This is a genomic window from Mesorhizobium sp. NPDC059025 (genome assembly GCF_042739655.1).
Lineage (GTDB): Bacteria > Pseudomonadota > Alphaproteobacteria > Rhizobiales > Rhizobiaceae > Mesorhizobium.
In genome coordinates this window covers 176,746-189,967 of the sequence record NZ_JBHYIM010000002.1, presented here as the reverse complement: position 1 = coordinate 189,967, position 13,222 = coordinate 176,746, and the positions used below count along the sequence as shown (strand labels likewise).

At 61.9% G+C, this 13,222-nt stretch carries 14 protein-coding genes; 10 read left to right on the top strand and 4 right to left on the bottom strand.

What is annotated here, in order from left to right; genetic code table 11:
* Positions 1-43 precede the first annotated feature (43 nt).
* Positions 44-3,091, top strand: a complete 3,048-nt coding sequence (locus tag ACFWYE_RS05070; RefSeq protein ID WP_379110013.1) for an SPOR domain-containing protein — start codon at positions 44-46, stop codon at positions 3,089-3,091.
* A gap of 129 nt (positions 3,092-3,220) precedes the next feature.
* Here ACFWYE_RS05070 and ACFWYE_RS05065 read toward each other — a convergent pair whose 3' ends face one another.
* A complete protein-coding gene (locus ACFWYE_RS05065) occupies positions 3,221-3,835 on the bottom strand; it encodes a CGNR zinc finger domain-containing protein (protein ID WP_379110011.1) in 615 nt (204 codons plus the stop codon).
* Between the two features lie 139 nt (positions 3,836-3,974).
* Between ACFWYE_RS05065 and ACFWYE_RS05060 the strand changes: the two genes are divergently transcribed.
* Positions 3,975-4,340, top strand: coding sequence for a hypothetical protein (locus tag ACFWYE_RS05060; protein ID WP_379110009.1), 366 nt, complete (start codon positions 3,975-3,977; stop codon positions 4,338-4,340).
* A complete protein-coding gene (locus tag ACFWYE_RS05055) occupies positions 4,340-4,939 on the top strand; it encodes a YdeI family protein (RefSeq protein ID WP_379110007.1) in 600 nt (199 codons plus the stop codon). The genes ACFWYE_RS05060 and ACFWYE_RS05055 overlap by 1 nt, the downstream gene beginning before the upstream one ends.
* 47 nt (positions 4,940-4,986) lie before the next feature.
* Here the strand turns inward: ACFWYE_RS05055 and cml are convergent, their stop codons facing one another.
* Positions 4,987-6,183, bottom strand: coding sequence for a CmlA/FloR family chloramphenicol efflux MFS transporter (gene cml, locus ACFWYE_RS05050; protein ID WP_379110005.1), 1,197 nt, complete (start codon positions 6,181-6,183; stop codon positions 4,987-4,989).
* Between the two features lie 341 nt (positions 6,184-6,524).
* Between cml and ACFWYE_RS05045 the strand changes: the two genes are divergently transcribed.
* The 3 genes from ACFWYE_RS05045 (at position 6,525) to ACFWYE_RS05035 (ending at position 8,693) form a co-directional block, all read left to right on the top strand.
* The gene (locus tag ACFWYE_RS05045) at positions 6,525-6,845 is read left to right on the top strand and encodes a DMT family transporter (protein ID WP_379072022.1); all 321 of its coding nucleotides are present in this window, start codon (positions 6,525-6,527) and stop codon (positions 6,843-6,845) included.
* A gap of 165 nt (positions 6,846-7,010) precedes the next feature.
* On the top strand, positions 7,011-8,216 hold the full coding sequence (locus tag ACFWYE_RS05040) for an MFS transporter (RefSeq protein WP_379110003.1): 1,206 nt from the start codon (positions 7,011-7,013) through the stop codon (positions 8,214-8,216).
* A 9-nt stretch (positions 8,217-8,225) separates the two neighbouring features.
* The gene (locus ACFWYE_RS05035; protein WP_379110001.1) at positions 8,226-8,693 is read left to right on the top strand and encodes a hypothetical protein; all 468 of its coding nucleotides are present in this window, start codon (positions 8,226-8,228) and stop codon (positions 8,691-8,693) included.
* Positions 8,694-8,706: 13 nt separating this feature from the next.
* On the opposite strand, the gene ACFWYE_RS05030 is transcribed toward ACFWYE_RS05035, so the two are convergent.
* Both ACFWYE_RS05030 and ACFWYE_RS05025 read right to left on the bottom strand, forming a co-directional pair.
* Positions 8,707-9,609 (bottom strand): DMT family transporter, encoded by a 903-nt coding sequence (locus ACFWYE_RS05030; RefSeq protein ID WP_379109999.1) that lies wholly within the window; start codon positions 9,607-9,609, stop codon positions 8,707-8,709.
* A gap of 92 nt (positions 9,610-9,701) precedes the next feature.
* Positions 9,702-10,001, bottom strand: coding sequence for a putative quinol monooxygenase (locus ACFWYE_RS05025; RefSeq protein ID WP_379109997.1), 300 nt, complete (start codon positions 9,999-10,001; stop codon positions 9,702-9,704).
* Between the two features lie 114 nt (positions 10,002-10,115).
* On the opposite strand from ACFWYE_RS05025, the gene nagZ reads away from it, so the two are divergent.
* From nagZ to ACFWYE_RS05005, 4 genes are all read left to right on the top strand, one after another.
* On the top strand, positions 10,116-11,135 hold the full coding sequence (gene nagZ, locus ACFWYE_RS05020; RefSeq protein ID WP_379109995.1) for a beta-N-acetylhexosaminidase: 1,020 nt from the start codon (positions 10,116-10,118) through the stop codon (positions 11,133-11,135).
* A 67-nt stretch (positions 11,136-11,202) separates the two neighbouring features.
* Entirely contained in the window at positions 11,203-12,000 is a 798-nt protein-coding gene (locus tag ACFWYE_RS05015) for a segregation and condensation protein A (RefSeq protein WP_379073083.1), read from the top strand.
* Complete coding sequence (scpB, locus tag ACFWYE_RS05010; protein WP_379109993.1) at positions 11,997-12,737, top strand: SMC-Scp complex subunit ScpB; 741 nt, start codon at positions 11,997-11,999, stop codon at positions 12,735-12,737. Before ACFWYE_RS05015 ends, scpB begins: the two co-directional genes overlap by 4 nt.
* A gap of 178 nt (positions 12,738-12,915) precedes the next feature.
* Positions 12,916-13,134, top strand: coding sequence for a twin-arginine translocase TatA/TatE family subunit (locus ACFWYE_RS05005; protein ID WP_129415574.1), 219 nt, complete (start codon positions 12,916-12,918; stop codon positions 13,132-13,134).
* Positions 13,135-13,222: the final 88 nt, after the last annotated feature.

The following is a 13,222-nucleotide window of genomic DNA, read 5'->3' as shown; positions in this document are numbered from 1 at the left end:
GCGACGTCCATGGCGTCCGATGAGTGCGAGTTCGGGAACGACAATGGCAGACAGAACCCAGGCGCGTGTAGCCAACCACAACGACATCGCAAGTGACGATCCGTTCGCGGAACTGACCCGCATCATGGGCTTTGATCCTCGCGAACCTGTGCAGCGCCAGGCTGCGCCGCAGCCCGTCGCGGGGCCGTCCGAGGACTTCGATATCGACCTCGAAAAGGAGTTGATGGGCGAGTTCGGTGTCTATCAGGAGGAGCCTGTCGCAGCGGTTCAGCCTATGGCCGGCGTTCCGCAGCTGGCGGCCGAATCGTATGCAGACAACGGACTGGACGATGATTTCGTGGCTTCGATGGAGCACGAGTTCAATGTCGCCGAGCCCGCTGTCCCGGCGATCGCCGGCCCGGTGGAAGACGACGCGCCTGATTTCGATTTCACGGCCGCTGCCGGAAACATGGACGAGCAGGCTTTTGATGCCGTCACGGTCGATGAAGAGATCGTTTCGGAAGTCACGCCGACCGGGCAGCAGTTTGAAGACTATGAAGCTGCTATGGGCGACGTTGATTTCGGTGATCTCGATTTCACCGATGAAACGGTAGGAGAGCCTGTCGCAGCAGTTGAGCCTGTCGCTGCCGGACACGTTGCGGTCGAGCCTGTCGCCGAAGTATCGGCAAGCCTCGCGGCCGAACCGGTTGCCGTCGATGATTTCGACAACCATTTCGACACGGCCATGGCCGGTGTCGATAGGGATTTCGGCGCGCACGAAGAAGCGCCCGTTGTCGCCGAGGCAGAGGTTGATGCCGATCCGCTGCGCTCCGAGCAGACTTTCATGCCAACGTTCGGTCATCACGCACAGGCAACGGACGTCGTTGCCGAGAGCGAGCCTGACTTCGACATCGATCTGGACGATGCTTTCACCGACGAAAGCCAGGCCGTGGCGCTGGCTGCCGCCGAGCCCGAGATGGTCGAGCCTGTTGCAATGGCTCCCGAGCCCGTGGCCGAAGTGCCCTCCATTGCTGCGCAAGACCGCAGTCTGGAAGATGAACTGAACGCGCTGCTGGGGCGCATGACGGCGCGGCCGGCTGCGGCTCCGGCCGCAGAGGTCGAGACTTGGCGCCCGCAATTTGCAGCTTCTCCTGCGATGAGCGAGCCTGAGGTTCCGCATGAGGTCGATGCCGATCTCGACGCTGCGCTGGTTCAGGAGTTTGCAGCGGCAGAAATCGAAGAAGCTCCGCGTGCGGAGGCCGACATCGATTTTGATACCGACGCTTTTGATGCGGCAATGGCCGGTGGCCTGGATACGCTCGACGAGGAACCTTCCGAACAGATCGAAGATCCTGTCGAAGCATTGAAATGGGCGGCTCCGGCCGCAGCGGTTGCTGCTGCTACCGCGACCTTCGCTCAGCCGATTCGCGCATGGAGCCGCGGTAATCCCGTGGCGCCTTCGGCGCAGCCATACGCGGCTCCTGCACAGCCGTACTCTGCATCCGTGCAGCAGTTTTCTGCGCCGATGCAGCTGACACCGGTTCAGCCGGCGATGCAGATGGAGCCGCGCGTGGCAGAAGCGCCGCAACCGGCCGTTCAAGCCGCTGCTCCGTCCTGGCAGAAGCCTGCGCATCAGGCCGCTGTTCGCGAAGATGTGCCGGATATCGAGACCATGGATGTGCCGGAGCGTGTGGTTGCGCTCGCGGACGATCTCGACATTCCGGAAGTGCCGTTCGAACAGGACAAGCCGGAAAATTCCAATTTCGACGAACTTGACGCCGAATTCTCGACCCTTCTGAACGAGATGCTGCCAGGTGAATCGGCTGCACCTCAGCAGACGGCACAGTATGACGACGACACCGGCAACGGCTACAAGCGCGACCGTGTCGAGATGCCGGCATATGCCGACTCGCCGCAGGCCGCGGCTGCTGCCGCCGCCTATGCGGATCTCGGCTACCAGGCTTACGATCCTCGTGGCGCTCAGCGTTCCACACCTGCAGCCGGCCAGATCGCCGATGACGGTTTCGACTACGATCCGGATTTCGACGAGAGCATGACCATCCCGGACGCATCTGCTGCCGAACCCAACGAGGCGCCGCGTCGCCGCGGTTTGATGATTGCGGCCCTGGTCGGTGCAGTCGCCGTGGTTGGAGGCATCGGTGCCTTCGCCTTCTCGTTCGGTGGCGGTTCGAGCTCGGAAGCGCCGGCGATCGTCAAGGCTGACAGCCAGCCGATGAAAGTGAAGCCGGAAAATCCCGGTGGCACCGTCATCCCGAACCAGGACAACAAGGTCTATGACGCCGTCGCCAAGGGCGCGCGCCCGGCCAATCCGGTGCAGCCGAAGCTGGTTGCCAATGCCGAGGAACCGGTCGATGTCGTAGCCAAGGAGCAAGCCGCTCAGGCTGAGCGCACTGCTGCCTTCTCAGGAACAGACGACAGTGAAGGCGGGGCACAGAATGCCGCGCAGCAGCCGGTCAAGTCGGAAGACCGCGTTGCCCAGGTCGCACAGGAGAACGCAGGCACGCAGGAAGGTGCGCTGGTAACACCGCGCAAGGTCCGTACCATGGTGGTCAAGCCCGATGGCACGCTTGCACCGCGTGAAGAGCCGGCCCTCGCTCCGGTTGCCGCTTCCGAACCGACTGACCCCACGCCGCAGCGTGTTGGCCAGGATCAGACCGGCACTGTGCCGCAAGCTGCCGAACCTGTGCTGAAGCCGGCCAAGCCGAGCACCGTCGCTGCAACGCCGTCCGCTGCTCCGGTTGTCCCGCAGCGTCCGTCCGACCAGCCGGTCGATATCGCCGGTGAGGTCAAGCCGCAGGCACAGCAGCAGGTTGCTGCGGCGCAGCCGCAGGCTCCGGCCGCCGCAGCATCTGGCTGGTCGATGCAGATCGCATCGCAGCCGAGTGTCGAGGGCGCGCAGTCGACTTATCAGGACCTGGCTCGTCGCTATTCGAATGTGCTGGCTGGCCGCAGCGCCAACATTGTGAAGGCAGACGTTGCCGGTAAAGGCACCTTCTACCGGGTACGCGTCATGGCGCAGTCCCGTGAAGACGCCATCAAGCTGTGCACCAGCTACAAGGCGGCTGGTGGCAACTGCTTCGTCTCGAAGTAGGCTGGACACACGTTTCAACAAGAACGGCGCGGCCTTTGCCGCGCCGTTTGCTTTTTGAAGAAATCCTTGTTCCGTTCCCACGACTTTGCCGGCAGCCAAGCCCCGACGTCAGCGGGTCCTTGACGGGGTTCATTTCACTCGCCTTGCACGGTAGGCGCGGCGCACACGCTCGCGATTGCCGCACAGGTCGCTGGCGCACCAGATACGGGAGCGGTTGTTGGTGTGATCGATGAAAATCGCCCGGCAGTCCTTCGCATGACAGGTCCCCAGCCTGCCGAGGTCCTCCGAAACCAGCAATGACGAAAGTGTCCACAGAACGGGCCATAGCGGCTCGGCGAGGTTTTGGCCCGGCAGATCGTAGGTGGCTTCTCCCGTCCCTCGCATTTTCTGCAGCCGGGGTGGGGAGGCGAGATATGCGAGATAGGTGTTGATCAAGGGCAGTAATGGCGAAAGGTCGCCATTTGCCTGTGCCGTTTCAGCGAGCTGGCGGATGACGCTGCGCAGCGCCAGCGCGTCCGCCAGCGCTTTGGCGGCGTCTGAGGGCGCCGTACGTGCCCGCCGCCGCAGCTTTTCTCCCGTCGCCGAGGGCATCGTACCGCGTGCCACGCTCCAGCCGACAAGTGCGTCGTAGTCGGCGATCAGGTCGCGTTCTTTTGGCGTACCGGTCAGATCGATCGTGTTGACGAAATCCAGACACAGGGTGCCTGCGACAAAGCGGTGCGGCCAGACCGGTTCTGCAGGCACATGAACCTCTTTTGTCAGGATGATTGCCTCGATCGGCACTCAATTCTTGCTAACGCCTGGAGCCATTAGTAGCGTGGAGGTGCGGCCTGGGCAACCGGCGCGCTACTGCCCTTGGACGCGATGCTCAATGGAGGAAGTCATGACGCAGGCAAGCCTGATGACGCAGATCGTGCGCGTTTGGCGCGGCAGCACTCCGGCCAGTCGCGCCGACGATTATGAAGCCTATCTCTATGCGGAAGGTCTTCCGGATCTGAAGGAATATGCCGTCGGCGTGCAGATGCTGCGGCGGGATCGTGCGGGCGAAAGCGATTTTGTCGTCATGTCCTTCTGGAAGGACATTTCGTCCATGTCGCGTTTCGCCGGCAGCGATCCCACGAAGATCAGGCACCTTGAGCGGGATGAGGAATTCCTGACCAATTTGCCCGAGACGGTCGAGATCTTTGAAGTGAAGGCCAGCACGCTGCCGGCGCCGTTGACGCTTGCCTATTCGGCCAAGGCGCACTGATGGCGCCGGTTTTCGTTGACCCCGCGAAGGTATGTGAGTTCCCGGACGCAGACAGTTTCTATCGCTGGCTTGCCCAAAATCGTTCCGGTGAAACGGAGGTCTGGATCAAGATCCACAAGGTCGGTTCGGGATTGCCCTCGATCACACCGCTTGAGGCCATCGACGTCGTCCTGTGCTGGGGCTGGATCGATGCCATCCGCAAGGGGTTGGACAAGACCAGCTATCTGCAGCGCTACACGCCACGCGGCAGGAAAAGCATCTGGAGCCAGATCAATGTCGACAATGTCGCTCGACTGATCGAGGAAGGGCGCATGACGGAGCATGGTCTGCGTGAGGTGGATGCCGCCAAGTCCGACGGACGATGGGCCAACGCCTACAGTGGCAGCAAGAACTTGACGGTTCCCGAAGACCTGCGGGCCGCTATCGACGCCGAGCCATTGGCGCGCGAAATGTTTGCCAAATTGAGTTCGCAGAATCGCTTCGCGCTCGTGTTCCGCATCCACAATTTGAAGACGGAGGCCGGCCGCAGGAAAAAGGTCGCGGAATTCGTGGCGATGCTGATGCGCGGCGAGACCATCTACCCGCAGAGCAGGAAGTGACGGCTCTCCCGCAGGGCGACGGCGCGCCACGCGGGAGAGGGATGTCATCAGCGTGACCGGTCCTGATCGCGATGCATGGTCAGCGCTGTCAGCACGATTGTCGCCATGACGACCATGTAAGCTGCGAGTGGCCAGGCCGTGTTGCCGTCGAATGCCAGCACAGCCAGTGTGCCGACGCCGCCGACGATCAGGCTTTCGATGCAGAAGTACAGTGCCACGGCCGTTCCCGCGCGATCACCGAAATCGGCCAGCGCGCCATTTGCCGTCACCGCGCCGGTGAACACGATGCCGATAGCCGCTACCCACATCGGCAGGATGAAGGTGACGAAGGACGGTTCGGCGAATGCCTGCCCCAAGCCAAGGAACAATGCCGCTGCCAGCAGCAGCACCATGCCACGTTTCGTGCATCCGGGAATGCCCCAGCGGGTCACGAAACGCCTGGCGAAGCGCGTCGTCACAATCATGATGCCGGCGACGGTGGCAAACACGAGGCTGAACACCAGTTCCGAGTAACCGGCCTGGGCAATCAGCACGCGCGGCGCCGTCGAGAAGAACACGAAGAAGCTTCCCATCGCGGCGCTGAAGGCCAGCGTATACGTCCAGAATGCCGGGCTGCGCAGTATGGGCAGTATCGCGGGGGCAGTCTTCGTGATCGCTGCCGGCCGGGTTTCATGCCACCGCACAAACGCATTGGCGACGGCTGGCAGCGCCAGCAGGCCCAGCGCGACAAACACGGCGCGCCAACCGCCCTGGCTGGCGATCAAGGCGCCGAGGATCGGTCCAAGTGCCGGAATGAAGGCCAGCATGGCGCTGAAAAGGCTGTAGATGACAGTGCCTTCCGACCGCTCGGCATAGACATCGCGCACCGTGGCGAAGGTGGCGACCAGCGCGGCCGATGCTCCGACAGCCTGCAACAGACGCAGGCCGAGGAACAGCGCTCCGGTCGTTGTCGTAGCGAGGGCGAAGGAAGCGGCTGCAAACAGCATGGCGCCGCCAAGCAGTACCGGCCGGCGACCAATACGGTCAGAGAGGGGTCCGAACACGATCTGGCCTGCGCCGAGCAGGACCATATAGAGGCTGAGCGTCAGCTGGATAAGGGCAGGGCTCGTGTTCAGCTTTTCGGGCATCGCAGGGACGACGGGCAGATAGATGTCCATCGCCAGCGAGGCGAGAAGGTCGAAAGGGGCCATCAGCAGCAGCGCCGCCGGCAGGCCATGGGCCCATACGGGATTGTTCTTAGACATGATAAAGGGTCCGCTCAAAAAAGGGTTCGAGCAGCGCCTGTCAGTCAGTCCGGTCGATCGGCTGGGAGTGGACAGCACGCCGCAACAACGAAAGCGTCGTTGCGGCCTATCTGTCTGATTGCGGTAAGGCTCCCATGCCGGTGCTCCGATGATGATCGCGAAGAGCGGCGTTTAGCACCCCGTCTCGTGCAGGGCAACGCGGTTTGGCAGGCGCGCATGGCAGCCATGCGCCGCAAGCCATTGCTCCGATGCCGAAAAACCTTAAATTAGAGCCAGAGGACGACCTCCCCAGCTTGGGAAAGAATGTCCGGGACGGCCCGGCTCTCCAAAGGAGGGTCGTCATGGCCTGGGTTTATCTCATAGTCGCCGGACTGCTGGAAGTCGTCTGGGCCTTTTCGATGAAGAAGTCGGAAGGTTTCACCGTGCTCACCCCTACCATCATCACCATCGTCATGATGATCGCGAGTTTCGGGCTGTTGTCGATTGCCATGAAGACGTTGCCGCTCGGCACGGCTTACACGATCTGGACCGGCATCGGGGCCGTCGGCGCCTTCGCCGTTGGCGTGATGGTGCTGGGCGAAGCAATGACGCCGATGCGTGTGCTGGCCGCCGTCCTCATCGTCAGCGGCCTTGTCCTGATGAAGCTGTCGAGCAGCCACTAACCCGGAATCGCGGTTGCTGTCAGGTCATGGCAGCTATCATCGTGTCCGAAAAAGAAAACCTCGTCCAATGTGTCGGCGGTCTCCGGCCCGGAACGTCATTTTGATGACGGCGGGCCGGTGGTCGGCACGCCTTCGGCAGTTTCCTGCTTTGGGAGGCGGACGGATATGGGTACTTCTTATCGTTGGGTGATCGTCGCAGCCGGTGCGCTGATGACCTGTGTCGCGCTGGGCGCGATGTTTTCCCTCGCGATCTTCCTCGAGCCGATCTCGGTCGACACCAACTGGTCGCGAGCCGGCATTTCCAGCGCCATGACGCTGAATTTCCTGGTCATGGGCGTTGGCGGCTTCATGTGGGGCGCCGCGACCGATCGGTTCGGCCCACGCATCGTGGTGCTGATCGGCGCTGTTCTGCTCGGGCTCGCTCTGGTTCTGGCAAGCCAGGTGCATTCATTGCTGATCTTTCAGGGCATCTACGGCGTGCTGGTCGGATTGGCGGCAAGTGCCTTTTTCGCACCGATGATCGTCGCCACAACGGCATGGTTCGACAAACACCGCAGCCTGGCGGTTTCGCTGGTCTCAGCCGGCATGGGCGTGGCGCCAATGACGATTTCGCCCTTCGCGCGCTGGCTGATCACCGCCTACGACTGGCGTACCGCCATGTTCTGTATAGGCGTGATGTCCTGGGTATTGCTGGTGCCGGCGGCCCTTCTGGTGCGGCGTGCGCCGGACGGGCTCGCCGCCGACGGCGAGGGTGGAGCCGTTGCCGGCGACAGCAACGGCATGACCGTTGGCCAGGCATTAAAGTCCATGCAGTTCCTGGTTCTGGGGCTGACGTTCTTTGCCTGCTGCATGGCGCATTCCGGTCCGATCTTCCACATGGTCAGCTATGCCATGGCCTGCGGGGTGGCGCCGATGGCAGCCGTCTCCATCTATAGCGTCGAAGGTCTGGCAGGCCTCGGCGGCCGTGTAATATTCGGTGTCCTTGGCGATCGGCTCGGCGTCAAGCCGGTCCTGATTGCCGGCTTGCTCATCCAGTCCGTTGTCATCGCAGCCTATCTGATGGTCAGCACACTCGGCGAGTTTTACACGCTGGCGCTGATTTTCGGCGGTACCTATGGCGGCGTCATGCCGCTCTATGCCGTGCTGGCGCGTGATTATTTCGGGCCACGTATCCTGGGCACCGTCTTCGGCGCGGCAACCATGCTCTCCTGTATCGGAATGGCCTTTGGTCCGCTGGCCGGCGGTTGGGTCTATGACGCCTATGCGAGCTATTCGTGGCTGTTCATCGGTTCTGCGATCGTTGGTCTGGGCGCCGTGGCCATCGCTCTGGCGTTTCCACGGCAGCCGAGACAACAGCTGCAGTCCGCATGAGGCTGGATCGTGTTTCAGGTCCATGCAGACAACCTGGAAAGCTATTTCGAGTTCGACCCTCGACGGCGGGGCGAACTCGAAGCAGTCGACGGCTTGATCCGTCGTGCGGCTCCAGGACTTCTCCGGTATTTTCATCGTGGCACGCCGGCTGGCGAGGCCGGCATGCGTTTGCAGATGATCGGCTATGGCCAGTTCCGCTATGCGGTCGGGGGCGAAAAACAGGTACTATGGCCAGTGATCGGGCTGGCGCTGCAGAAGAACTACATCAGCCTCTATTGTGCAATCACCGTCGACGGACGTCCTATCGTGGCGCTCTATGCCGGTCAGCTCGGCGCGCTTCGCGCCGGGCGCAACAATTTCAGCTTTGAGCGCTTTTCCGATCTCGATGCCCATACATTGGAAAAGCTTGTCACTCGCAGCGCTGAAATCTTCGAGGCCGAGCCCGACAACCCCGTTCGCTACAAACAAGGTGCATAGGGGCCGAACACCGTCAGTTTCGGCTTCGCGCCATGGATCCTGACAGCATTGGCCAACCGAGGTTGACTGCCAGCCCAGCCAGAAGAATGAGAACCAGCCCGGCGCCTTGCGTGAGCGTGATCGAGCGCCCGAAGACGGCCAGATCCGTGATCAGCGCGGCAGCAGGATTGAAAAAGGCACCAACCGCGATCACCGGGGTTGGTAGCTTGGGATATGCGGAATAGAGCAGGACGTACACAATACCCGTATGGATGAGGCCGAGGCCCGCCAGCCAACCCCACATCGGCAAGCCGCCGGTGAGTGTTGCGGTCCCCACGAACGGGGTGAAGGCAACAAGACCGATCATGCAATGCAGCGTGCTCAGCACATCCGGCTTGACCGATTTGACGGCGCGGGTGGTCAGGGTTGTCGCCGCATAGAACAGCGACGCCAAAACTGCCAGGCCGATACCGATCAGCCAGTCCCGGTCTGCCTGCATGGCGCCGATCTTGGGCAGGATGGTCAGCACCAGGCCCATGAACGCGATCGCGATCCAGCCGAGCTTGTCGCGCGACAGCGTTTCCCCGAGAAACAGGCCGGCGATCAGCACGATCCAGAACGGCTGCAGATGATAGATGATGGTCGCAAAGCCGATCGAGGTGCGGTTGAATGCCTCGAACAGTGCCAGCCAGTTGATGACGAGGCACAGTCCACTGATCAGGATCAGTGGCCATTGCCGCCTGGCTATACGGAAGTAATCGCTGCAACCGCCACGAAAGCAGACCCAGGCGAACAACACGACCGCGCCGAACAGGCAGCGGAAGAAAACAACATTGAACGTGGGCTGGCCGGACATGATCGAGAACAATCCCGATGTTCCGGACAATGCCATGCCGGCCGACAGCATGATGGTGGGGCGAGCGAGATCGTTTTTCATCGTCGTCTGGTTCTGGACAGGCATCATCTACGTGGCATAAGGCCAGTATGCCAATCGGACTGGACGCCTCTTCTATCAGGCCAGGCGACGGGCTACGTCGCCCGTGCTTCACCGATCTCGTAGACGAGGAGGTTGCGGTCAACGATGCCGAGTTGCGCCCAGGTCGCCCGCCAGGCCTTGATGTGGTCGGAAGCAAAATGGGCGTCGAGCGAAGCCTGGTCGAGCCAGACTTCCTTGACGTGGATACGCCCGGCAACCAGCACATCCTCGGCATAGGAATATTCGAGGCAACCTGCTTCAACGCGGCTGGCGAGGATCATGCGCTCCATCACCGGGCGCGCTTCGGCCAGTTTTTCAGGCGGTAGGCGGACAGTGCCGATGATCAGAAGCATGTTTGGAAGCCTTGGACGTGTTGTTTTGGCATCTTATGCAGCCCGGCAGTCGTCCAGATTGCGGCCGTTCGGCCCGAGATTCCCTTGGCCTGCCGAAAGCTCTAGACTCTGGCCATGACCGAATCACAGACCCTCATCCTCGGCTGCGCCGGAACATCTCTCACCCGTGAGGAAAAGAGCTTCTATCGGAGCGAATGTCCATGGGGCTTCATCCTGTTTGCCCGCAACATTTCCGAGCCGGAACAGATCCGCGATCTCGTGGCCGAGATGCGCGATTGCATCGGCCGGCCGCAGGCGCCGGTGTTTATCGACCAGGAGGGCGGGCGCGTGCAGCGGCTGCGGCCGCCTCTGGCACCGAACTATCCAGCCGGCGCGGCGTTTGGCGCATTGTACCGGGAAAATGAAGAGGCCGGGCTGCGCGCCGCCTGGCTGCTTGCCCGGCTGCATGCTTTCGATCTCCTGCGCTACGGCATAACCGCCGACTGCCTGCCGGTGCTGGATGTGCCGGTGGAGGGCGCCAACGACGTCATCGGCGCGCGCGCCTATGCCAAGGACCCTTCGATCGTCACCGCGCTTGGCCGTGCCGCCGCCGAAGGTCTGATGTCGGGTGGCGTCATCCCCGTCATGAAGCATATTCCCGGCCATGGCCGGGCCTTCGCCGACACGCATCTCGAGTTGCCGACGGTGACAACGTCACTGAAAGAGCTGCGCAGGCATGATTTCGCCCCATTCCAGGCGCTCAACCACCTGCCGATGGCGATGACCGCGCATGTCATCTTCAGCGCGGTCGATCCCAACAATCCGGCGACCACCTCCGGCAAGGTCGTGGAGGAAATTATCCGCGGCGAGATCGGTTTTGACGGGCTCCTGGTGTCGGATGACACGTCCATGAAGGCACTTTCTGGGGATTTCCAGACAAAGGCCGCCTCGATCCTTGCGGCGGGCGTCGATCTGGTCCTTCACTGCAACGGCGTCATGGAAGAAATGATGGCCGTGGCTTCACGGGCGAAACCTCTGGAAGGCAAGGCGCTGGAGCGGGCCAATCGGGCACTCGCTTCGGTCAAGGGACATGACGGCAAGGACGAGGCCGAACTGCGCGCCGAGTTCGCGGATTATTTCGAGGCGGTCGCGTAACCGCATGGAGTGAAAAAGAGGCAAGGTGGCGGAACTCGCGGAGAAAAGGGCCGGCAAGGCCGCGCCGATGGACCGCCTCTGGACTGAGGGTGACGGCGATCGCGTCACCGGAGATCCCGAGCTGGTCGTCGACGTCGCCGGTTTCGAAGGACCGCTCGACCTTCTCCTCCATCTTGCCCGCAACCAGAAGGTCGATCTCGCACGCATCTCGATCCTGGCGCTGGCCGAGCAGTATCTGGCCTTCGTCGAGAAGGTGAGGGCGCTGCGCCTCGAACTTGCCGCAGACTATCTGGTGATGGCAGCGTGGCTCGCATTCCTCAAGTCGAAGCTGCTAATTCCCAAGCAGCCAGGCGAGGAGGGGGAGAGCGGCGAGGAGATGGCGGCGGTGCTGCAGTTTCGACTGCGACGCCTCGAAGCCATGCGAGATGCGGCGGCACGTCTTGTCAACCGCAACCGGCTCGGCCGCGATGTTTTCCAGCGTGGCATTCCGGAGATGGTCATCGTTGAGAAGCGCAACGAATACTCTGCGACGCTCTACGATCTGCTCACCGCCTATGCCGGCCAGCGTCAGCGTCAGGCGATCTCCAATGTGCGCATTGCCAAGCGCGGGGTCTGGTCGCTCAAGGAAGCGCGCACCATCCTTGCCCGGCTGATCGGTACGTCGGCGGACTGGACAGCGCTGGACAGCTTCCTGATCGAATATCTGGCGAGTCCGGCGGAAAAGCGCACTGCCATGGCGTCTTCCTTCGCGGCGACATTGGAACTTGTGCGCGAAGGCAGCATGGAAATGCGCCAGGATGAGGTGTTCGCCCCACTTTATCTGCGTGGGCGCCAGCGCGCGAAGGCAGTCGAGGTCGTGCAATGAACGAAAGCAGCAACGCTTCGGTCATCCCCTTCACGGTGGAAGACGAGGAGGAAGCGGTCTCGGTAAAGAATCCGGCGGAACGTCTCCATCAGGCCGAGGCCGTGCGCATGGCCGAGGCCATCGTCTTTGCCAGTGCCGATCCTGTGACCGAGAAGCAGCTCGCCCAGCGCTTGCCCGACGGTGTCGACGTTGCGGCAGCGATGGTGGAACTGCAGGACATCTATTCGCGCCGCGGCGTCAACCTGGTGCGTGTCGGCGATAGTTGGGCCTTCCGCACCGCGGGCGATCTCGCTTTCCTGATGAGCCGGGATTCGGTCCAGCAGAAGAAGCTGTCGCGCGCGGCGCTCGAGGTACTGGCCATCATCGCGTACCATCAGCCGGTCACGCGCGCTGAAATCGAGGACATCCGCGGCGTCGAAACCTCAAAGGGCACGCTGGACACGCTGCTGGAGACGGAGTGGATTCGCATGCGTGGCCGGCGCAAGACCCCGGGCCGACCTGTCACCTATGGCACCACCGACAAGTTCCTCGACCATTTCGCTCTGGAGGAAATCCGCGATCTGCCGGGCATCGAAGAACTCAAGGGGGCTGGTCTGCTTTCCACTCGCATGCCGGCCAATTTCTCGGTGCCGCTGCCGCCGGCCGATCCCGACGAGTTGACCGAGGACGAGGATCCGCTGACCGACATCGATCTTGAAGAGCTTGGCCTTCTGACGCCGCGCGTCACGGAAGAGTGATTGGTCACCACCGGGAAACCGGTTCATGCGCTGTTTGGTAGCGGCCTATTTCCGGATGCGCCCAACAAATCCGGCTGACAATTGGCCGCACGTGATAGAAGCTGTCGCGGTTCCGTTTGAATCCGGATGCGAAAACGCATAGATCAGCGGCAGGGAAACAGTTCAAGAGAGAAAAACAATGGGTTCCTTTTCGATTTGGCACTGGCTGATCGTGCTGGTCATCGTGCTCCTGGTGTTTGGCCGGGGCAAGATTCCGGAGCTGATGGGCGACATGGCCAAGGGCATCAAGAGCTTCAAGAAGGGCATGGCCGACGATGAAGCCGATGATTCCCGTACCGTCGAGCACCGCGCCGACGAGACCGTCTCGAACATGAAGGAAAAGGCTGGCAAGAGCTGAGCCAGAATTTTCCGGAGATACCGTCAGGCACTGGAGCGGTTCCGTTTCTTCACGGAAACGCGGAAACGCTCAGATCCTTTGTTTATAT

What these genes read in the sequence shown, in the direction of transcription:
- ACFWYE_RS05060 (WP_379110009.1), top strand. Translation starts at nt 3,975, where the DNA reads ATGACGCAGGCAAGCCTGATGACGCAGATCGTGCGCGTTTGGCGCGGC.
- ACFWYE_RS05040 (WP_379110003.1), top strand. Translation starts at nt 7,011, where the DNA reads ATGGGTACTTCTTATCGTTGGGTGATCGTCGCAGCCGGTGCGCTGATG.
- nagZ (WP_379109995.1), top strand. Translation starts at nt 10,116, where the DNA reads ATGACCGAATCACAGACCCTCATCCTCGGCTGCGCCGGAACATCTCTC.
- scpB (WP_379109993.1), top strand. Translation starts at nt 11,997, where the DNA reads ATGAACGAAAGCAGCAACGCTTCGGTCATCCCCTTCACGGTGGAAGAC.
- ACFWYE_RS05025 (WP_379109997.1), bottom strand. Translation starts at nt 10,001, where the DNA reads ATGCTTCTGATCATCGGCACTGTCCGCCTACCGCCTGAAAAACTGGCC.
- ACFWYE_RS05015 (WP_379073083.1), top strand. Translation starts at nt 11,203, where the DNA reads ATGGACCGCCTCTGGACTGAGGGTGACGGCGATCGCGTCACCGGAGAT.
- cml (WP_379110005.1), bottom strand. Translation starts at nt 6,183, where the DNA reads ATGTCTAAGAACAATCCCGTATGGGCCCATGGCCTGCCGGCGGCGCTG.
- ACFWYE_RS05005 (WP_129415574.1), top strand. Translation starts at nt 12,916, where the DNA reads ATGGGTTCCTTTTCGATTTGGCACTGGCTGATCGTGCTGGTCATCGTG.
- ACFWYE_RS05045 (WP_379072022.1), top strand. Translation starts at nt 6,525, where the DNA reads ATGGCCTGGGTTTATCTCATAGTCGCCGGACTGCTGGAAGTCGTCTGG.
- ACFWYE_RS05070 (WP_379110013.1), top strand. Translation starts at nt 44, where the DNA reads ATGGCAGACAGAACCCAGGCGCGTGTAGCCAACCACAACGACATCGCA.
- ACFWYE_RS05055 (WP_379110007.1), top strand. Translation starts at nt 4,340, where the DNA reads ATGGCGCCGGTTTTCGTTGACCCCGCGAAGGTATGTGAGTTCCCGGAC.
- ACFWYE_RS05030 (WP_379109999.1), bottom strand. Translation starts at nt 9,609, where the DNA reads ATGAAAAACGATCTCGCTCGCCCCACCATCATGCTGTCGGCCGGCATG.